Raw genomic sequence first — 19,247 nt, 5'->3', positions numbered from 1 at the left:
CACGTGCGGTTCCCCCTCCTGCCCGGACGACCCTGCCATAGTATGGCCCCAGGCGGGTCGCGGTTGCACACGCCTTCGAGGATCGGATCGAGAGCGTGGCGGGAACGAGCGTGAATCTCGTGCTCGCGGGGTCGGGCCGGAGGCGCGACCTCGCTGTGCCGAGCGACGTCACCGTCCGTGAGCTGCTGCGCGCATCCGGCCTCGACCCCCTGCGCATGGGCGTGATCGGGCCGGCGGGCGATCCGCTGCCGCTCGACGAGCCCGTGGGCGAGCGCATGCCCGACGGGTCGCTGCTGTGGGTGTTCGACACCACCGCGGCCGTCGACGCCTCCCGCGCGGCCGACGAGGCGCAGCGACGTCGGGCGCGCGCCGGTGGTCACCCCGCGGTGCGCGTGGCGGTGGTCGTGACCCTCGCCGTCGCGCTCACCGTGGCCGCCGTCCTGCAGCCGCAGACCCCGTGGGTGACGGCCGCCGTCGCCGCGCTCGCGCTGGGCGCCGGGGGCCTCGCGTTCCATCCGGCCGCCGCCGAGAACGACGTGCGCGCCATGCTCGTGCCGGTCCTCGCCTTCGCCGCGGGCGCGGTCGCCAGCTCGGGCACGTCCTCGCCGCAGGCCGTGCTGACCGTGGGCGCCGTGTGCGCCGCCACGGCGGCGTGCCTGCGTCACGGTTACGGCCTGCTGCGCCGCCAGCACGTGTTGCCGGTCACCGGCATCTCGGCCGTCATCTGGACGACCACGGCCGCCGTGCTCGCCGTCTGCTTCCTCTTCGCGTTGCCGTCGCACGCCCCGGCGGCCCTGCTGCTCGCCGCCGTGCCGCTCGCGTTCCGCGCCCTCACTCCCGTGTCCGTCCCCATCGAGGAGGAGGATCTGCTCGACATGCCGTTCCTCATCCGCGATGCGCCCGGCGTGCGTGAAACGATGCCGCGCCCACCGCGACGGGTGGCGCGCGACGACATCGCCGACACGATCCGCGAGGCGGGTCGGCGCCGCGACTCCGGAGCCATCCTGCTGGCCGTGATCGCTGCGGCCTCCGCCTGGGCGTTGCTGGATGCCGCGCCGGCGGGCACCGTCGCCGCCTGGTGTGCCCTCGGCGGCGTCGCCGGCGTGGCGGCCTTCCTCGGGTTGACCTCGCGCACCGCTCACCGCGGCATCACGAAGATCGCAACGGGTGTCGGAGCCACGGCGACCCTCGTGCCGCTCGTGCTGCACGCCGCGCCGCTGTGGCCGCTGATGCCGCTGATGATCGCCCTCGCCCTGGTCGTGTGCGGCCTCATCGCCGTTCTCCTGATCCGCCCCGCCCAGGCGGGCTGGCGCTCGCTCGGATGGTCGCGCACGGGTGACATGCTCGAGGTCGCCCTCGTCGCGCTCACACCCGCCGTTCTCCTCTACGCTTCCGGAATCATCGACGAGATCGGCAGGAGGATCGCCTGGCCATCGGCCCCCCGCCCCCCCCGGTCGCGCCGCCGCCGCCGCCGCCGCGCCCGCCCGCAAGGCGCCCGCCGGCCGCGCCGCCGCGCTACCCCACCTTCGACACGCCGCGTTCGCTCGTGCCGGTGCCCGCGGCGGCTCCGATCGGGCGACGCATCGCCGCATGGCTGATCGACGTCGCCGTCGTCGCGGTCGTGACGGTGGGGGCCTGGCTGCTGACCGGATCCGTGCTCGTCACGGCGATCGTCGCCGCCGAGATCGTCGTCGGCGTGGCGGTGTGGGAGGGGCACACCGGGTGCACCTTCGGCCAGCTCGCCCTCGGGCTGCGCACCGTGCGGGCGGGCACCGCCGTGTCGGCGGGCGCGCCCCGGGCGTTCCCGCGCGCACTCGCCTTCGGCGCCTCGCACCTGCTCGTCGTGGGCCCGCTCGTCCTCCTGCTCACGGCGACGTCGGATCGCTCTCGCCGCCGGCAGGCCTGGCATGACCGGATCGGCGACCTGCAGGTGGTTGACGTGCGTCGCACCGAGTTCGTGCCCGCCGAGCAGGAGACACCGGCTCGCGCGATGCCGGCCCCGTACGGCGTGGTCCCGCCGTCCGCCGCCCCTCACGGCGCTACGCAGGGCACCCAGCGCCCGCTCGCCCCCACGACGCCGCGCCCCGAGATCGCCGGGCGCGCAACCGGCGTCGCCGCGCCCGGGCCCCTTTCTCCGGCCGGGACGGCCCCGGCCGTGCCGGCGGAGCCGCCCGCCGGTCCCCCCGCAGCCCCGGGCGCCGGAGCCGGCGGTCGCGGCCTCGACGCCGGCCGCCCCGTCACCGGAGACCCCGCGGTCGGCGCGGCGCCGCGCGGCCGCGCAGGAGCCCGCCGCCGAGCAGGACGTCCGTTCCGAGGAGGAGGCCGGTCTGCCGCTGCACACCATGCTCCCGAGGGAGGCCGTCACGCGCTTCGGGCAGCCCGAGCGCCGCAGGCGTTCCGCGTCGGCGGCACCCTCGGCCGCGTCTGGGCCGATGCCCGCGTTCCGCACCGACGACGGCACGGTCACCCCCGTCGACCGCATCGGCTACATCGGCCGGCGGCCCTCGGCACCCGACGAGCATCCGGACGCCCTGCTGGTGACCGTTCCCGACGAGGATCGCTCGGTCTCGCGGTCCCACGGGCGCTTCGGTGTGACCAACGCCCAGCTCTGGTACGAGGATCTCGGATCAGGCAACGGGTCGATCCTCGAGCTGCCCGACGGGCGCTCCACCACCCTCACCCCGCATCAGCGGGTGTCCCTGCCGACCGGCTCCCAGCTCATCATCGGGTCCCACACGGTGCAGATCGTCGAGCACCGGGGCTGATTCGCCCGCGCCCGTGGGACGCGCACGGCCTCTCAGAGCCCGAGCACGGCGCGAGCGCCCGCGGCGTCCGCGCTCTCGTAGTCCCCGGCCGCGCGTCGCAGACGCGCGGCGGCATCGTCGAGGATCGCAGCCTTTCGCCGCCAACGCACGTCGACGTCCGTGTGCGCAGCAGAGAACGAATGCTGAGCGACGCCCGTCCATCCCGTCTGCAGCTGACCGACTCCTTGCCGCACGCCATCAGCGTTGGCCGTCACTGCCTTCGCCGCGTCCTGCAACGCGGCGGCGGCGGAGCGGAGCTCCTCCGTATCGACCTTCAACCGCATGGCCTTCCCTTACAGCGCCGGTCGGCCTGCGGACGTCGATCCGGAGGCGGGCGGCGGATATGCACTGTCGGCGTCCCGCCGCATACGCTCGGCGATCTCGGAGTCGCCCCCGAAAACGCGCCCTGCCCGCTCTGCCAGGGTCGCCATCGCCGCGTGCTGCGCCTCCGCCACTGTTCGCACGGTGAGCTGCGCGAGATCGTCGAGCGTCATCTCCTCTGCCTCGTCGCCGAACTCGATCGTCTCGACGCGGCCACCGACACCGGCCCGCACCACCACCTCTCCCCCGGTGCTGCGGGCCTCGGCCGTCACCTGCCGCACATCGTCGGCCAGCGCGTGCGCTCGCTGTCGGTTCTGCTCTGCGCGCCGCACGATCTCGTCCAGCCGCGCCCGCGCCGTTTCGAAGGAAGAGCCGATCGCGTCGTCCGTCTGGTCCATGTCTCTCCTCAGCTGGCCGGTGCCGTGACGTTCGCGGGGACAGCGGGCACTTCTCCGGGCCAGGGCCCAAGACGCTCGCGGTTCTCCGCTCCCTTTGACTCGTCCACCGGTATCGGCACCCGACTGTATCCGCTGTCGGAGACCACCCAATCGCGCGGCGCCACCCAACCACCTTCGGCTGCCGTAGGCCCTATGTCGAATCCGCTGCCGGGCTCCGCCTGCACGCTGATGCTGATCTGCGCGTTGGGCATCCAGCCGTCTCGCACCGACCATGCCGATCGGACGAGGAAATCCACGAGGGCGGGGCCATCGACGATGGCGTGACCCGGCTGCACCTCGACGGTGAAGTCGTAACCCGTGTTGCCCTTCACGTTGGGCGTGCCACCGCCCGGAGTCGTGATCGTCAAGCCAGGGATCTCCGTCAGCGACTCCTGCATCTGCGCCAGGGTCTGGCCGCCCGACGGCGCATCGTGCGGGATCTGATCCTCCCACCGGGATTCCAACGGCGCACACCCTCCTACAAGCAACGCGGCTCCGAGGACGGCGACCGCTCCGAGCCACCGTTCAACGGCCATAGTTCATCATGTCCCGAAGTCGATACTTCATGTCCGACCAGATCGCGACGTCCGAGATGCCGGCATAGGCGGGGTTCGTGTTCCCCTCGAATCCCATCCTGCCCAGGATGGTCTCGTCGTAGGCGCCGGTCACTTCGAACACTGCACGTCCATCGACATTTCGGAGGCGGAAGGCCACCTCTCCTGGGTACTCGGGGTGTCCTCGCTGTGCCGCGATCACGAAACCGTCGTCGGTCATCTGCTGAACCACGATGTCGCCCGAAGTCACTCCGGGGATACCCATTCCGAACAGCGACGTCTCGATGACCTGGCCCTCACCCTCGAGCTGCGCGTTGAGCTGACCGTTGTCGCCGACTCTCGACGGCAGGAACACATGGCCGAACTCCTGACGCAACATCGCGTTGAGCTGCTCGGTGGTCATGTCGGTCTCACCGAGGTCGAACTCGTGCGCGTAACCAAGCTGATGATCCTCGCGGAACCGGTGCTCGGACCCCTCGAACGGTACCGGCCCGGGCTCATAGGTATCGCCGAGCCGCCCCTGCGGAAGTTGGCCCATGCCATCGCCCAGTGGCCCGAGGACCTCACCCGGCGGGATCGCCTCGATGAGAGCGCCGATCGCGTCGTCGATCGCCTGGTGAAACGGGACGAGGGCGCGCCCCAGGTCGGTGGCGAGGCGCACCATCTCCCGCAGCGCCTGCAATGCGGCGTCCAGGGCCTCGACGACCTCGTCGACGACCTGTGCGCAATTGTGCGCGAACTCCTGGATGACCTGGGCCTTCTCCTCCCACTCCCAGGGCCAGCTCCCGAACACGAGGTCACCGAGCGCGCCCGCCGCGGTTGCGACGAGTTCCATCCCCGCACACACGGCGGAACGCATGACCTCCACGGCGCGCACGCACAGCTGGAGCACCTGGCTGGTGACCTTCGACCAGTCGGCGATCGAGTGCGCCGCCGACCCGAGCACCCAGAGCGTCGCCCTGAGCGCGTCAGCGGTTGCGCCGCGCGCGGCGTCCTGCAGCTGTTCGAGCGCCCGGAAGAGCAGCTCGGAAACGGATTGCGCGTCCCCTGCGTAGGTCTCCCACGTGTGCGATGCCTGATACAGCCCGGCAGGATCCCCCGTCACGAGCTCCAGCAGGTCCTCCAAGGGCCGGATGAACACCGTGAGCTCCCCCGCGAGGCCCTTCAACCCGCCGCCGCAGTCGTTCGCCGTCGCCGGCGCGGTCCCCAGGCCATCCGCCCAGCTCGCGCGGCGCAGCCCCTCCGCGGCGGCGTCCGCCTGCGGAATCAGCTGGAGCGTCATCCGAGCTCTATCGCCATGCGATCCAGGTCGTGCCGAACCTGGGCGTCGACCTCACTGAAGCCATCAACAGCTCGGCCGATCCCTGAGCTGGCGCGGTCGGTGACGGCCGCCACCGCAGCGGATGCACCCTCGACAATCGCGCCGAGTCCATTGAGTACCGGCGGGATCGCCGCGCCGATCGGACCGAAAGCGTCTCCCGGCACCGCTGAGCTGAGCCGACCCCGTGTGGCCCGCAGGTCGGAGGCAGCAGTGCGCAAGGCAGCGCGCACCGCCTCATACGCCTCCGCGTCCACCTCAATCTGTGTCATCCGCCCACCATCGAATCGTCGCGCATCCAGCAAGGCCCGCCGAATCGGCTTTCGCGTGTCACCAGGCGAGCTCGTCGCGATCCTTGTCGTCGCCACGGCCGCCCGCGCCCCCGAGGGCGCCGAGGTCGGTGACGACCTCTTCCTCGTCGAGCTGCATGGCGATGAGGTCGAGCGAATCGCGCTTTTTCTTGCGGTCGCTGCCTCCCGCGCCCGCGCCGCCGGCCATCACGCCGCCGCCGGTCGCCCCGCGGGCACCCGAGCCCGCGCCAGCGCCGCCGTTGGCGCCGCCCGCGGCTGCGCCGTTGCCCAACACGCCGCCGTGGCCGGCCTTGCCGCTCAGCCCGCCACGCGTGCGCGGGGCTCGCGCGGCGTTGCCGCCGGGGCCGCCAGCGCCGCCGGCGACCATGCCGCCCATGCCCGCGCCACCGGCACCACCGGCCGCACCGCCGACGCCGGCCACGCCACCGACGCCTGCTGCGCCGCCCGGAGCACCGCCGAAGAGCCCGCGCCCGCCCGCGATCCGCGCGGCCACGCCGGCGCCGATCGCGCCACCACCCAGAGCAGCGCCCACACCGACGCCGCCGGAACCACCGGCACCCCCGCCGGTGCCACCGGCGCCGCCGCCGATGCCGCCGTAGCCGCCGCCCGAGCCGGGAACGCTCGGCGCGCCGGGCGTGAGCCCGCCGTCGATGCGGATGGGGGCGCCGGTGTCGACGTCGCCGATCCCGATGTCACCCGGCGGCACCGTGACTCCGGGCCCCGGCAGAGAGGGCACCGTCGGCGACGGCAGCGGGTACTGCGGCAGCGTCTGGCCGGGCGTCGGGAAAGCCGTCGTCGGGGGCGTCGGGAACGAGTCTCCGTGGATCGGGTCCATCGGCCGGATCTGGCTGCCGTGCCCCGTTCCGCCCGGCGTGCCGCCGCTGTAGCCACCGCCACCCGGAAGGCTGCCCGTGCCGGTGCGCTCACGCCATGACGTCTCCGTGCCGTCCTCTTCTTCCTCCGAGATTTCCTCCCGAGGCGGAAGATCCGTATCTACGGCCGGTGGCAGTGCGACCGAAGCGGCAGACATGCTCGCTTCGAAGGCGGCGAGAGCTTTGGCGGCCGCCTCTTCCCGACGCCGCTCGTTCTCCCCGATGAGCCAGTCCGCCGCGATGTCACCCGCGACGTAACCCAGCGGCCCCGCGAGTACCGTGCCCCCGGTCTTGAGGGCGATGTCGATGGTGTTGCGCTCGCTCTCGGACAGATCGGTTCCGGGCAGCGCCTCGAGAGCGGCCGCCGCGTCGCCCAACGCACGTGTCGCTGTAGTCCACGGCGGCGTGTGCTTGTCGAGGTTGGTCCTCAGGTCGTCGAGCTTCTGCGCGAGCGCGTCGAGCCGGTCGCCGGAGGTATCGGCGATACGGCCCGTGAATCCCGGGGCCCCTCGCACGTTGCGAATGGCCGTGACCACGTCGTCGAGAGCCGCCTTCGTGTCGTAGACCCGGTTGCTGAGCGCCTCTCGCGCGTCCCCGTTCTGGTACGTCGCGGCCAGCGCGCGCAGGCGCTCCTCGTTCGTCCCCGCCATCTCAGGCCTCCAGCGTGTTGATCGTCGCGTTCACGGCGGCGAGGAACTCCTGAGCCATGGCGGCATCGGTTTCCTCGACGTCCTCCAAAGCCGCGCGCAGCTGCTCTGCGATGTACAGAGCCTCCGCTCTCGCCTCGGAAAGGAGCTGCACACCCGCCGACATGTTCTTCGTGAACTGCACGCGGAAGTCCCGAGACAGCTTGTCGCTCGCCCACACGGTGGCAGCCAGCTGAGCGTCCGCTCCGCTCAGCCTTCCGCGCGCGTGCGTGATGGTCTCCGCCAGCGCGTGCAGCCTGGCCACCTGATCCGCGATCTGCTCGCGATCGGCGCCGATCTCCTGACTCATCGTTCCCCTCCCGATTCGTCCAACACGCGCAATGCTAGGGCCACTTCCGCGCTAGGCATATGGAGAGAACTACCCACGTGCCCCTCCGTCTCGTCGCCCCGGCCCATGGTCGGGAGCGGCACCGGGGCGCGGTGCCGGCGGTGCGTAAGGGAGCCCCTGGTAGTGCTGCGGGGGATGCCCGTGCTGACCCCGCGGCGCCTGGCCGTAGTGCCCCTGGGGCGGGTACGGCCCCGGCGCGGGCTGCCGCGGCTTCCGGCGCGCGGCGAGCACGACCACCACCACGATCACCCCGATCAGCACTACGCCGCCACCAATCAGGCCGAGCACCAGCCCCACGGGGAATGACTCCCCCGCCGGCCCTGCACCGGCGTCGTCACCCGCCCCGTCTCCCTCCGCCGTTCCTCCGATCGGGGGATCGATCGGATACTCAGTGAACTCGCCCGAGTACACGCCCGCCTCATACTCCTCGAGCGTCGGTTCCCCCTCCGCTCGGATGAGCGGGTTCTCGTTCGGGAACTGAGTGGGATCCGTCGCGAGCAGGCGCGGCAGGTCGATGAACCCGTACCCCTCCTCATCCGTATGCACCGGATCCGGATTCGCATGCGACGCCGTGTGGACCAGCGACTGCAGAATCTGATTCGACGTCGCCTCCGGCCACTTCTGCATCGCCAGCGCCAACGCACCGGCCGTGAACGGAGTCGCGAGCGAGGTACCGTTCATCAGCAGCGGCTCGTCCCAGGTGCCCTCGTTGCCGCGCTGATACGTCAGCGAGCCGTCACCCGGCGACACGACCGTCAGCCACGGTCCGACCACGGGATCGTCCCGCACACCGCCAGGCCCGAAGCTCTCCACCGAGACGACACCGTTGAATGAGGCGGTGGTGCTGTTGTCGCCAAGCTCGTTCGTCTCCGACCCCGCGTTCCGGTTCGATGCCACCACGATGACGCCGGCGTTAACCGCCTGAATGAGCGCCGTCGCGAACTGACCGACCGCCACCTGCGCGCTCGTGAACAGGATGATGTCCGCTCCCCGTGCCACCGCATCGCGGATGTTGCCGACACGGTACTCGTCGTCCGACACGCACGTTGGCACGTCGTCGCCCTGCCCGTGGACGGCGGTGTACACGAGCACGTCCACTCCGGGTGCCACCCCCGTGATGCCGGGATTGCCGTTCACCGGCTGACCATTGCCAGCCAGCATCGTGGCGACATCCGTGCCGTGCTGTGCGCCTGCGCCGTCAGATAGAACCGGGACCGGCTCCCCCGAGGCGCACTCCGTCGAGCCGGCACCCACGACGTCGGCACCCTGCAATGCGGGAGCATCGGCGTTGACGGGGGTGTCCATGAGCGCGATCGTCACGCCCTCACCGGTCACCTCCGCATGTGCGGCTGCCACACCCGCCTCGGTGTACCACCACAACCCGGACTGATAATCCGCAGCCGCCGCCGCCGGCGCCGCCGCGCCCAGCAACAGCGCCCCCGCGGCAACGACCGCCGCCGTCCTCACACCACGCCTCACGCGCCCACCCTTTCGCTCACGCGACAGCCGTCCAGACACGACCTGCACCGAACGCGCGGTGCCGGCACGCCGTCATGAGCAACCTACCCAACTCCCCCGTGAATGGGGCGGGCAGCCGTGCCCATCGCAACCCTGCGGCGCTGCCGGTATCCTCAAACGCTCCTATCCACCCTGCCCGTACGGCCCCGGCGGCACCACGCCTCATGCGCGCTCCTCGCTTCGAGTCGTCGCCACCGAGCACGACCATCATCCCCTCCGTCGTCTCGCTGTATCACGACGATGGGCGGTGCCCGCTCACGCGGACACCGCCCATCTGCTCAGCCCGAAGGCTCAGGCGAAACGCTTGGCGTTGGCCTGCTCGGTCTGCTGGAACTGCTCGCCGTCGCGCTGCACCTGCTGACCGATCTGCGACAGCAGGACCTTCATGTCCGCGATCGCCTGGTTCCAGTTGCGCTGCGCAACCTGGTACGACTCCGAGGCCGAACCCGACCAGTCGGAACGAAGCGGCGCGAGCGCACGGTCCATGTCGGCCAGGTGCGACTCGATCGTGCTGGCGCCCGACGCGATGTCGGCCGCGGCGGTGGCGATGCCACCGAAGTTCGCCTTGAACGTCATGATTCTCTCTCCCTCAGTTCCGGTCAGCCCAGACGGCTCTGCAGGCTGCTCATCGACGACGCCGACGCGTCATCGGACGTCGTGTAACCCACCTGCGACGACTTCAGGTTCGCCTCGAACGCGTCGAGGTTGTCGGTGATCTTCTTCGCCTGCGCACGCCAGGCCTGCATCAGCGACGTGAACGCCGTCGCCGACGCACCCTGCCAGGCCGCGCCGATACCGGCGAGCTTGCCCTCCAGCTGAGCGATGTCGGTGTTCAGCTGCACCTTCGCCTGAGCGACGATCTGAGCACCGCGATCAATGGCGCCTTCTGCGGCGGAAACTTCGTTTGCCATACTCATCTCCAAGTTCTGGGGCGACCTACGTCACCCGGTCATGGACCCCTCGGATCCCCCCTGCGGGACCCATCACCGGATGCCCGGCGACGCGACCAACCATACAGAGACGCCCCACGGCCACCAATGGGTACCACTCCCCATCACGCGCATCCCTATACTGAGTCCGGCGCTGGGACACAGGGGAGCGGATGAACGAACGCGACGGCGGCACCGCGGTGGCGGCGCCTCAGCTGCTGAAGCTCACGATTCAGTCCGGCGAACGCCGCGTCGATGTCGCCCTTCCCGGTGGCGTGCCCGTCGCCGAGATCGTGCCCTCGGTCGCGCAGCGCCTGCGCGTGCTCGACCCGGTCGACGCGCACGCCGGTTACTGGTTCGTGCGCTCGGACGGCGAGCGGCTCGATCCCGACCGCTCGCTCGTCGCCCAACGGGTGCAGGACGGCGACGTCATCGCCCTGCAGATCGGCGCGGACTCGACGCCGACCAAGACCTACGACGACATCGTCGAAGCGGTCGCCGATGTGGTCGAGGAACAGGCGAAGCCGTGGACCCCCGGCGATACCGTCACCACCACGACCGTCACCGCGTCGGTGCTCCTCACCGTGGCGGCACTGCCGGTGCTCGTGGCCGAGCTGGCGGGAGAGCACTCGCTCGTCGCGCCCATCGGCACGGGGCTTGCCGCCGTGCTGCTGCTCATCTGCGCCACCGTGCTGGAGAAGATCGGAACGCCGCCGCAGGCGCCGGTCGCGCTCGTGCAGGTCGCCTCGCTCCACGCCGCCGTCGCCGGCTTCACCTCCCTGGGCCTGCCGCCGAGCTGGGGGCTGCCCACCGCCCTCGCGGGCGCCGGCGCCGCGCTCGTCGGCGGCATCGCCATGCTTCTCGTGACGAAGCCGCGCGAGTACTCCCTCATCCCGCTCGTCGTCGGCGGCGTCATGGGGCTGTCGGGGCTCGTGATCTTCCTCACCGGCGCCGCGCCGGCGTCGATCCTCGCCATCGCGCTCGCCGGTGCGGGTATGGCCGGGCTGGGCATCCCCTGGCTTGCGCTCGCCTCCACCTCTCTGCGCGTCGCGTCGGCGCGTGACGACTCCGAGATCTACGCCGCGCCCGCCGAGGTCTCGCGCGCCGAGGTCGCGGCGCGCTATGCGGTCGGTCACCGCTTCCAGGTGTCCTTGCGGATCGCGACGGGAGCGATCGCGCTGCTGGCCACCACCCCGGTGGTGGCGTCGGGTCTGCCGGGTCTCGCCCTCGCGCTGCTCACGTACGTCGCCCTGGTGCTCGGGGTGCGGCAGGTGTTCTCGCGCGCCGACATCGTCGCGGTCACGGCGACCGCGATGGTGGGAGCGGTCCTCACGGTGTTCGTCGCCGTGAGCTCGTTCCCCGACTGGAGCACCTGGCTCATCGTCGTGCTGGCGGTGATCGCCGCCGCCGTGATCGGCCTCGGCCTCCTCGCGCCGAAGAAGCGCCTCTGGGTCGATCGCGTCGCCGACCCCGCGGAGATCGTGACGATCGCACTGCTGCCGCCCCTGGCGATCCTCGTGGGCGGGTGGTTCTGACGCATGGCGTCGAAGCAGGAGCTCATCCAGGCGCAGCGTTTCAGCCACAGACGCCTGCTGACGGCCTTCACGAGCGGCGCGCCCGGCGGGCGTGAGCTCGCACCGGCGAAGCCGCTGCGCGGCGTCGTGGTGGGTCTGGCTCTGGCCGTGCTGACCGCGGTGGGCACACTCGTCGTGGGCTCGTTCACCGGCACGCTCCCCGACGGGTGGAAGGACGCCTCTGTCGTCGTCGTGAAGGGCGAGGGCACCCGGTACGTCGCCATCAACGGCACGCTCTACCCGTTCCTCAACCTCGCCAGCGCCCGACTGGCGACCGGCTCGTCCGACATCCTGGAGGTCACGGCGGATCAGCTGGCCGGTATGCCGCGCGAGTCCACCCCGATCGGGATCGCCGACGCGCCCGACGCGCTGCCCGAGGCCGATCGCCTGATCGGTGCCGCGTGGACCTCGTGCGTCTCGGACGAGATCAGCCGCGCGATCGCGGGCGAGACCGTCTACGGCGAGGACGGCGACCCGATCGAGGCGGCCCCGTCCACCCGGATCGCGACGTCCGGTGTGCCCGGCACCGCACCGGTTGCCGACATCGTGCGCGACGCGGACGGAACGGCGTACTACGTAACAGGCTCCATGCGGTACCAGATCCCCGGGCAGGTCGAGGCCATGAGCCTCGCACTGCAGGTGACGCACGAGCTGCGCACGGTCAACGCCAACTGGCTCAACCTGCTCGACCAGGGCACGCCGCTGCGACCCCTGACATTCGACCGCCTGGGACAGCCGGCCGGCGACGCCGAGCTGCGCGTCGGGCAGATGGTGCAGACCCAGGACGCGGAAGGCGCCGTGACCGGAGACTACATCGTCACCGACGATGCCCGGCTCGTGCGCCTGAACGCGTTCGCGCGCGAGATCGCCGCCATGTCGGTGAGCGAGGATCCGACGCTCCAGGAGCCGGTCACGATGAGCGTGACCGAGGCCGGCCCGCTCATCTCCGAGGAGAGCGCCATCCCCGACGACTGGCCGACCTACCTCGCCGCCCCCGCCGAGGGCGCCACCTGCGTGCGCATGGAGCCCTCCGAGTTCCCGACGTCCGACGGCGCCGAGGTGCTGCGGCCCACCGTGACGGTGAGCGCGCCACCCGCCGATCTCACGCCCGGTCCGGTGGTGGAGCCCGGCGGCGGCGCCCTCGTCGACGCGGTGTCGGCCGGCGGTGGCGACGCCTTCGGCTACATCTCCGAGAACGGCGTCTACTTCCCGATCGCCACGTTCGCCGACGTGGAACGCCTCGGGTACGCCCGCGACGACATCGTCATCGTGCCCGCCGCGTGGGCACGGCTCTTCCCGATCGGCCCGGAGCTCAGCCAGGACGCCACGGGAGTGGTGGCATCGGAGGGGTCGTGAGGCGGCGCGCGCTCGTCGGCGCGCTGGCCCTCGCCCTCGCCGTCGCCGGACTCGCTGCCGGGCCGATGGAGCCCGCACGGGCGCAGGCAGAGGAGCCATGCCTCCAACCCCAGCCGCTCATCGACGGCTCCGGCAACGCGCTCGTCGAGCGGCTTGGGCTCGAGAAGGCCTGGCAGCTGACGCGGGGCGAGGGCGTCACGGTCGCCGTGATCGACAGCGGCGTCGATGCCGACAACGCCCACCTGCAGGGCGCGATCGCGGGCGGCCAGACCACCTACACCGTCGGTCCCGACCAGAACCCGTCCGTCGACCCCGGCGCCGACCTGTACGGTCATGGCACGGCCGCGGCGGGCCTCATCGCCGCTCGCCCGATCGACGGATCCGACGTGGTCGGGGTCGCCCCCGCCGCGAAGATCCTCTCGCTGCGCGCCTTCCAGGTGGCATCGACGGAGGACCAGCAGAACGTCGGCCCCTCGGCGGCGTCGGTGGCGAACGCGATCCGGATCGCGGCCGACCGCGGCGCGCAGGTGATCAACCTCTCGCTGTCGCAGGCCACCCCGAGCGCCGACATCCAGGGCGCCGTCGAGTACGCGCAGGGGCGCGGTGCCCTCATCGTCGCGAGCGCCGGGAACCGGGGCACGAGCGAGGAGGATGCCGAGGGCGTGCGGTACCCCGCCGCGCTCGACGGGGTGCTCGGCGTCAGCGCCGTGACGCTCGCCGGCGAATGGGACTTCGGCGCGTCCTTCGCCGGCGAGCACGTCGACGTGGTGGCCCCCGGGCAGGCACTACTCGCCCCCTGGTGCGGCGGTGGCGACACCGGGCTCGGCGAGCAGGTGTCGGCGAGCTGGGCGACGGCCGTCGTCTCGGGCATCGCGGCGCTGGTGGCATCGGCTCACCCCGACGAGTCACCCGAACAGTGGGCCCATCGGATCATGGCCACGGCCCTGCGCACGACGCCCGACGCCCGCAAGGACACCATCGGCTGGGGCGAGGCGCGACCCTACGAGGCCGTGGCGTTCGTCGACGACGGCGGCGTGCCCGGGCCCGAATCACCCGTCCACGAGCGCCCGGCCGACGTCGTCATCGACCGCAGCGAGATCCGGATCGAAGCGCCCCGCGATCCCCTCGCAGGCGCCAGGGAGGTCGTGGCGTGGACGCTGGCGGGTGGCGTCGCCGTCTCGCTGACCGCGCTCGTGATCGGCCGCCTCGGCGCGCGTCGACCGATCCGCCGCCGCTGATCGCGCCTTCGGGTGCCGCCCGGGGGAGCGCTGCCCATCGCGACGACGCCGCGGGCGTCAGTAGCATCGGAGGGCCTGCCGGGGGTTGTGCTGCCGGCCCGACCGAGAGAGAGTCGCCATGACCACGGGACAGACGCCGCCACCGGGCTGGTACCCCAGCGAGAGGCCGGGCCTGTCGCGGTACTGGGACGGCGTGCGGTGGACCGAGCATTACCACCCGTCGGGCCCCCGCCCCGCCGCGCCAGGATCGGTCGCGCCCGGTGCCTACGCCGGCGATCCGCGCGGCGGTCACGCCGCGCCGCAGGCCTTCGCGCCGCACGGTGTCCCCGCCGCGGCGCACACCGCGGCGATGCCGTACGGCGGCGTGCCCGGCTACGGGCCGACGGCCACCGCCCCGCGGCCCCGGAAGCGGTGGGGCGCGGGGGCGACGATCGCGATCGTCCTGGCGGCCATCCTCGTGCTCGGCGGCGGCGGGCTCGGCATCGCCGCGCTAAGCGGCGCGTTCGGCCCGGCGGCCGAGCAGTCGGCCGACGACGGGCCCGCGCGGGGCGGCGGCGCGGAGGAGCCGCGCGAAGGGGGCACCGCGGACGATGACGGCGCGGACGAGCCGGCCGACGAGGTCACCGACGCTGCCGGCTCGGCACAGGAGCAGTGCGAGACGGGCGAGGGGCGGCACGAACTGCTCACGGCTCTCACCGTGGCCGTGAGCACGAGCGCCTTCACCGAGCACCCCATGGACGTGACCTTCGGCTTCGAGTACCTCGACGACGTCTGCGCCGTCGCCGTTACCGCCATGCCTGCCACCTCGGCGGAGTTCAACGGCAACGACATGCTCGGGCTGCTCAGCCTTGTCATCACGTACGCGGACCAGATCCCGGACTACGCCACGCACGTGCACATGTACGGCGTCGACGGCAGCACGGGCGACCGATTCTCGCTGGCGGACTCGTTCGCGGAGCTGGGCGGCGATCCCGCGGGCGTCACGCCCGAGTCGGGCATCGGCTGGCCGCTCGACACCCTCGTCGGCTGAGCGTCAGCGGCGTCTGCGACCCGCGCGGCGGCCGACGACGGGGAGGACGGCGACGACGGCGATCAGCGCGAGCCCGGCAACCACCCGCCCGGGCTCCGAAACGGGGAAGACCGGCGTCGGCATGTGCCCGGGCGTCGCCACGGGCACCCTCAGATCACCCCGACGAAGGTGCGGTCCGGGTTTCCGAACCGGTGCGCCGTGATCGAGATGGCCTGCTCGCGCAGGAACGGCAGCAGCTCCAGGCGGCCCGCCGTGGTGACCTCGCCCGCGTAGATCGCGAGGTCGGGATCACCCTCGACCGCGACGGCGAGCGCGCGATGCAGTTCCCGCACCGACGCGCGCGGTCCGATCAGCCGTACGCGTGGAGGCCGTGTCACCGCGGCTGCACGCGGATCGACGAGGTCCACGAGCTGCGCCTCGGCGTCGTCATCGGCCGTCTCCGCCTCCGGCTGAGGCACGGACGCGGGCGGACCGCCGGCGTCCGCCGTGGGATCGGGATCCTCCGCGCGGTGAGACATTCGTGCGATCCAGTCGTCGTCGGACTCGACGTGGACGGGGATGCGCAGGTCGCCCAGCGCGCGGCGCACCGGGGCCGGAAGTCCCACGGGCACGCTCAGCGAGAACCCGCCGCCCGCGCGGATGCCGGCGATGACCACGCGCAGCACCTCCTGCCAACCCGCGTCTGCCGTGGCGCGCACCGCCACGGGCACCGGGCGGTAGCGGAAGAGGTTGCGCTCCACGCCGAGACGAGAGACGTCCTTGACCTGCCCGAACTCACGGTCCCACACCACCGCGTCCGACAGCGCCGCACGGCGCAGCCACTCGAACTCCTCGTATCCGAGCGACGGCTGCGCCGCCTCGATGAACGCCGAGATGCGGGTATCGAGCCCGCGAAGGTGCAGGTTGCGGCCGGTCGCTCCGCCGCTCGTCGCCCGCCACTCGCCCAGGCCGACGAGGTAGTTCGGGCCGCCGGCCTTACCCCCGCCGCCCACGGACGAGCGCTTCCACCCGCCGAACGGCTGGCGCTGGACGATGGCTCCCGTGATGCCACGGTTGACGTAGAGATTGCCGGCCTCCACCTGCCGCAGCCACATGGCCAGGTCGTCGGGGTCCTGCGTGTGCAGGCCGGCGGTGAGGCCGTAGTCCACGGCGTTCTGCAGCCGGATGGCCGCCTCCATCGTGGGTGCGTGCATCACCCCGAGCACCGGCCCGAAGAACTCCTCGGTGTGGAAGCGGGAGCCGGGGCGCACCCCCACGCGGATGCCGGGTGTCCAGTACCGGCCGTTGCCGCCGGGCACCTCCTGCGGCTTCACCAGCCACTGCTCACCGGCATCGAGCGTGGTCAACGCCCAGCGCAGCTTGCCCTGAGGCACCTCGATGACGGGCCCCACCTCGCTGAGCGGATCGGACGGTGGTCCGACCCGCAGCGAACGGGTGGCGTCGACCAGCTGCCGCGCGAACCGCTTGGACCGCCCGACGGGACCGACGAGGATCGCGAGGGACGCCGCGGAGCACTTCTGGCCGGCGTGGCCGAAGGCGCTGCGCACGAGGTCGCCCGCCGCGAGGTCGAGGTCCGCCGAGGGGGCGACGATGATGGCGTTCTTGCCGCTGGTCTCGGCCAGCAGCGGCAGATCCGGTCGCCAGGAGCGGAACAGCTCGGCCGTCTCCCACGAGCCGGTCAGGATCACCCGGTCGACGGCCTCGTGGGTGATCAGTTCACGCCCCAGCTCGTCCTCGTCGAGGTCGACGAGCGCGAGCAGGTCGCGGGGGATTCCCGCCTCCCAGAGCGCCTCGGCCACGACGGCTGCGCAACGACGCGCCTGCGGGGCCGGTTTGAACACGACACCCGAGCCGGCGGCGAGGGCGGCGAGCACACCGCCCGCGGGGATGGCGAGGGGGAAGTTCCATGGCGGCGCCACCACCGTGACGCGCGCCGGCTCGAAGCGAGCCCCCTGGATCGCGTCGAGCTCCGACGCTGTGGCGGCGTAGTAGTTCGCGAAGTCCACGGCCTCGCTCACTTCCGCATCGGCCTCCGCGAAGACCTTGCCCGTCTCGGACGCGGCCACCTCAATGAGGGCCGCCCGCCGCGCGTCGAGCGCTCGGGCGGCGCGGCGCAGCGCATCCGCGCGCTCGGTCGCCGGAGCGCTCCCCCACGACGCCGCCGCCTCCCGCACCCGCCGCACGGTGCGCTCCAGCTCGTCACGGTCCGCCACGCGCGCCCCCTGGATCGTCGCGTCTCCGGCCATGGAGCCGGGCACGCGCGCGAGCACGGCCCGCGCCCACTCACGGTTCTCCGGCAGCGCCGGGTCGGTGTCGGGGGTGTTGCGGAAGCCGGGAGCGCCGGCGGCCTCCACCGATTCCACCGCCTGGAACACGGCCGTCTCGACCCACGTGTTCTGTTCGAAGCGCCGATCCGGTTCCTCGTGTCCGCGGGCGATGTCGAGCACCGCCTGCGTGAGCTGCTCGTCCGTCGCCGGAGCGGCCTCCGGCGCCTCGACGGCCTTGCGCCGCGAGGCCCGGTGAGGGCCCGTCGGCAGGGCGGGGTCGACGGATCGCCGCACGGACGCGACGAAACGATCCCGCTCGCGGGCGAAGAGCGACTCGTCCTCGGCCATGCCGAACGCGGCCGAGAGGAAGTTCTCGCTTGAGGCGTTCTCCTCGAGGCGGCGCACGAGGTAGCTGATCGCCACGTCGAACTCCGCCGGCGCGACGACCGGCACGTACAGCAGCACGGGACCGACGGTGTGGGACACCGCCGTGACCTGCCCCTGCGCCATTCCGAGCAGCATCTCGAACTCGACGTCGTCGGCCACGCCGCGACGGTTGGCGAGGAGCCAGGCGTAGGCGATGTCGAACAGGTTGTGCCCGGCCACGCCCACCCGGACGGCCCGCGTGCGCTCGGGCGTGAGGGCCGCACCGAGGCAGCGCAGGTAGTTGGCGTCGGTGTCGAGCTTGGAGGAGTACGTCGCCAGGGGCCAGTCGTGCATCGCGGCGTCGACCCGCTCCATGGCGAGGTTGGCGCCCTTCACGAGCCGTACCTTGATGGGGGCTCCGCCGGCGTCCACGCGCGCCGTCGCCCATGCGGTGAGCTCGTCGAGGGCGGGCAGGGCGTCGGGCAGGTACGACTGCAGCACGATGCCGGCCCGCAGGCCGCGCAGCTCGCGCTTCTCGAGCAACCGTGTGAACACCGCGATCGTCAGATCGAGGTCGCGGTACTCCTCCATGTCGAGGTTCAGGAAGGTGCCGTTCGCGGCGGCCGTCAGGTAAAGCGGCGTGAGGCGCTCGACGACGCGCTCGACGATCTCGTCGAACGCCCACATCGACAGGTGCGACGCGATGGCCGAGACCTTCACCGAAACGTAGTCGACGTCGTCGCGCTCCACGAGCGCGTGGATCCGGGCGAGGCGATGCTGAGCCTCCTGCTCACCCAGCACCGCCTCACCGAGCAGGTTGAGGTTCAGCCGAGCACCACCCGAGCGGATCCGCTCGATCGCCGGGCCGAGCTTCTCCGGGCGCGCGTCGACGATGAGGTGCCCGACCATGGCGCGCAGCACGCGTCGCGCGACCGGAACGATCGCGGCCGGGGCCGCGGGAGCCGCGGCGCCGCCGGCGCGGACCGCGGCACGAAGCGGCAGCGGGAGGAAGCCCGGGGCGCGCGGCGCGATCCTCGCGAGGTGGCGCGCGGCGGCCGAGAGGCTCTCCGGCCGCATCACGCCGTCGACGAAGCCGATGGTGAAGTCGAGACCGTCGGGGTCGCGAAGCACGGCCGCCAACCGCTCGGCCGCCCGGTCCTGCTCGACCTCGGCGGCCTGCAGCACCCATCGGCGCGCCAGCGCGACGGCGTCCTCGATCAGCTCGCTGTGCGACTCCGCGGCCATGGGCCAAGCCTACGTCGGCGAGAGGCCTCCGCCCCGGAACCGGACGGATGACGACATCGCGACAATCCGATT

The 19,247-nt window shown here is 72.3% G+C and carries 17 protein-coding genes and 1 pseudogene; 7 read left to right on the top strand and 11 right to left on the bottom strand.

The genetic code is table 11. The features are described from left to right. Positions 1-95: 95 nt before the first annotated feature. From N8N77_RS11185 to N8N77_RS11180, 3 genes and pseudogenes are all read left to right on the top strand, one after another. Positions 96-1,598: a hypothetical protein gene (locus tag N8N77_RS11185; protein ID WP_261166948.1), complete on the top strand. Its 1,503-nt coding sequence runs from the start codon at positions 96-98 to the stop codon at positions 1,596-1,598. Next, a pseudogene (locus tag N8N77_RS13460) lies at positions 1,547-1,861 on the top strand (RDD family protein); the annotation flags it as partial. The gene N8N77_RS11185 and the pseudogene N8N77_RS13460, both read left to right, overlap by 52 nt. A gap of 571 nt (positions 1,862-2,432) precedes the next feature. Further along, positions 2,433-2,765 carry an FHA domain-containing protein gene (locus N8N77_RS11180; RefSeq protein ID WP_261166947.1) on the top strand — a complete coding sequence of 111 codons (333 nt, stop codon included), beginning with the start codon at positions 2,433-2,435 and terminating at the stop codon, positions 2,763-2,765. A 32-nt stretch (positions 2,766-2,797) separates the two neighbouring features. On the opposite strand, the gene N8N77_RS11175 is transcribed toward N8N77_RS11180, so the two are convergent. The 10 genes from N8N77_RS11175 to N8N77_RS11130 all read right to left on the bottom strand — a co-directional run bounded on the left by N8N77_RS11175 (position 2,798) and on the right by N8N77_RS11130 (position 10,081). Further along, positions 2,798-3,088, bottom strand: coding sequence for a WXG100 family type VII secretion target (locus tag N8N77_RS11175; protein ID WP_261166946.1), 291 nt, complete (start codon positions 3,086-3,088; stop codon positions 2,798-2,800). 9 nt (positions 3,089-3,097) lie between these two features. Then, positions 3,098-3,523, bottom strand: a complete 426-nt coding sequence (locus N8N77_RS11170; RefSeq protein ID WP_261166945.1) for a YbaB/EbfC family nucleoid-associated protein — start codon at positions 3,521-3,523, stop codon at positions 3,098-3,100. An 8-nt stretch (positions 3,524-3,531) separates the two neighbouring features. Continuing rightward, positions 3,532-4,026 (bottom strand): hypothetical protein, encoded by a 495-nt coding sequence (locus N8N77_RS11165; RefSeq protein ID WP_261166944.1) that lies wholly within the window; start codon positions 4,024-4,026, stop codon positions 3,532-3,534. Between the two features lie 61 nt (positions 4,027-4,087). Next, positions 4,088-5,398, bottom strand: a complete 1,311-nt coding sequence (locus tag N8N77_RS11160) for a hypothetical protein (protein WP_261166943.1) — start codon at positions 5,396-5,398, stop codon at positions 4,088-4,090. Next, positions 5,395-5,706, bottom strand: coding sequence for a hypothetical protein (locus N8N77_RS11155; RefSeq protein ID WP_261166942.1), 312 nt, complete (start codon positions 5,704-5,706; stop codon positions 5,395-5,397). The genes N8N77_RS11160 and N8N77_RS11155 overlap by 4 nt, the downstream gene beginning before the upstream one ends. Before the next feature lie 58 nt (positions 5,707-5,764). Next, positions 5,765-7,267 carry a hypothetical protein gene (locus N8N77_RS11150; protein WP_261166941.1) on the bottom strand — a complete coding sequence of 501 codons (1,503 nt, stop codon included), beginning with the start codon at positions 7,265-7,267 and terminating at the stop codon, positions 5,765-5,767. A 1-nt stretch (position 7,268) separates the two neighbouring features. Continuing rightward, entirely contained in the window at positions 7,269-7,613 is a 345-nt protein-coding gene (locus tag N8N77_RS11145) for a hypothetical protein (RefSeq protein WP_261166940.1), read from the bottom strand. A 69-nt stretch (positions 7,614-7,682) separates the two neighbouring features. Beyond that, positions 7,683-9,131 (bottom strand): S8 family serine peptidase, encoded by a 1,449-nt coding sequence (locus N8N77_RS11140; protein ID WP_261166939.1) that lies wholly within the window; start codon positions 9,129-9,131, stop codon positions 7,683-7,685. A gap of 330 nt (positions 9,132-9,461) precedes the next feature. Next, positions 9,462-9,746, bottom strand: coding sequence for a WXG100 family type VII secretion target (locus N8N77_RS11135; RefSeq protein ID WP_261166938.1), 285 nt, complete (start codon positions 9,744-9,746; stop codon positions 9,462-9,464). Positions 9,747-9,769: 23 nt separating this feature from the next. Beyond that, the gene (locus N8N77_RS11130; RefSeq protein WP_261166937.1) at positions 9,770-10,081 is read right to left on the bottom strand and encodes a WXG100 family type VII secretion target; all 312 of its coding nucleotides are present in this window, start codon (positions 10,079-10,081) and stop codon (positions 9,770-9,772) included. A gap of 191 nt (positions 10,082-10,272) precedes the next feature. Between N8N77_RS11130 and eccD the strand changes: the two genes are divergently transcribed. From eccD to N8N77_RS11110, 4 genes are all read left to right on the top strand, one after another. Next, the gene (eccD, locus tag N8N77_RS11125; protein WP_261166936.1) at positions 10,273-11,634 is read left to right on the top strand and encodes a type VII secretion integral membrane protein EccD; all 1,362 of its coding nucleotides are present in this window, start codon (positions 10,273-10,275) and stop codon (positions 11,632-11,634) included. Positions 11,635-11,637: 3 nt separating this feature from the next. Then, positions 11,638-13,029 carry a type VII secretion protein EccB gene (gene eccB / locus N8N77_RS11120; RefSeq protein ID WP_261166935.1) on the top strand — a complete coding sequence of 464 codons (1,392 nt, stop codon included), beginning with the start codon at positions 11,638-11,640 and terminating at the stop codon, positions 13,027-13,029. Continuing rightward, a complete protein-coding gene (locus N8N77_RS11115) occupies positions 13,026-14,267 on the top strand; it encodes a S8 family serine peptidase (protein ID WP_261166934.1) in 1,242 nt (413 codons plus the stop codon). The genes eccB and N8N77_RS11115 overlap by 4 nt, the downstream gene beginning before the upstream one ends. 118 nt (positions 14,268-14,385) lie before the next feature. Then, positions 14,386-15,297 (top strand): DUF2510 domain-containing protein, encoded by a 912-nt coding sequence (locus N8N77_RS11110; RefSeq protein WP_261166933.1) that lies wholly within the window; start codon positions 14,386-14,388, stop codon positions 15,295-15,297. Positions 15,298-15,446: 149 nt separating this feature from the next. Here the strand turns inward: N8N77_RS11110 and N8N77_RS11105 are convergent, their stop codons facing one another. Beyond that, positions 15,447-19,175 (bottom strand): bifunctional proline dehydrogenase/L-glutamate gamma-semialdehyde dehydrogenase, encoded by a 3,729-nt coding sequence (locus tag N8N77_RS11105; protein ID WP_261166932.1) that lies wholly within the window; start codon positions 19,173-19,175, stop codon positions 15,447-15,449. Positions 19,176-19,247 lie beyond the last annotated feature (72 nt).

The sequence above is a fragment of the Microbacterium sp. Marseille-Q6965 genome (assembly GCF_946151065.1).
Classification (GTDB): domain Bacteria; phylum Actinomycetota; class Actinomycetes; order Actinomycetales; family Microbacteriaceae; genus Microbacterium.
The sequence above is the reverse complement of the archived record's forward strand: the minus strand, read 5'-3'. Positions and strand labels throughout refer to the sequence as shown.

Excerpts from the sequence above, each read along its gene's own strand:
- N8N77_RS11105 (WP_261166932.1), bottom strand. The coding sequence starts at position 19,175 with ATGGCCGCGGAGTCGCACAGCGAGCTGATCGAGGACGCCGTCGCGCTG.
- N8N77_RS11145 (WP_261166940.1), bottom strand. The coding sequence starts at position 7,613 with ATGAGTCAGGAGATCGGCGCCGATCGCGAGCAGATCGCGGATCAGGTG.
- eccD (WP_261166936.1), top strand. The coding sequence starts at position 10,273 with ATGAACGAACGCGACGGCGGCACCGCGGTGGCGGCGCCTCAGCTGCTG.
- N8N77_RS11110 (WP_261166933.1), top strand. The coding sequence starts at position 14,386 with ATGACCACGGGACAGACGCCGCCACCGGGCTGGTACCCCAGCGAGAGG.
- N8N77_RS11180 (WP_261166947.1), top strand. The coding sequence starts at position 2,433 with ATGCCCGCGTTCCGCACCGACGACGGCACGGTCACCCCCGTCGACCGC.
- N8N77_RS11160 (WP_261166943.1), bottom strand. The coding sequence starts at position 5,398 with ATGACGCTCCAGCTGATTCCGCAGGCGGACGCCGCCGCGGAGGGGCTG.
- N8N77_RS11155 (WP_261166942.1), bottom strand. The coding sequence starts at position 5,706 with ATGACACAGATTGAGGTGGACGCGGAGGCGTATGAGGCGGTGCGCGCT.
- N8N77_RS11170 (WP_261166945.1), bottom strand. The coding sequence starts at position 3,523 with ATGGACCAGACGGACGACGCGATCGGCTCTTCCTTCGAAACGGCGCGG.
- N8N77_RS11175 (WP_261166946.1), bottom strand. The coding sequence starts at position 3,088 with ATGCGGTTGAAGGTCGATACGGAGGAGCTCCGCTCCGCCGCCGCCGCG.
- N8N77_RS11150 (WP_261166941.1), bottom strand. The coding sequence starts at position 7,267 with ATGGCGGGGACGAACGAGGAGCGCCTGCGCGCGCTGGCCGCGACGTAC.
- N8N77_RS11135 (WP_261166938.1), bottom strand. The coding sequence starts at position 9,746 with ATGACGTTCAAGGCGAACTTCGGTGGCATCGCCACCGCCGCGGCCGAC.
- eccB (WP_261166935.1), top strand. The coding sequence starts at position 11,638 with ATGGCGTCGAAGCAGGAGCTCATCCAGGCGCAGCGTTTCAGCCACAGA.
- N8N77_RS11130 (WP_261166937.1), bottom strand. The coding sequence starts at position 10,081 with ATGGCAAACGAAGTTTCCGCCGCAGAAGGCGCCATTGATCGCGGTGCT.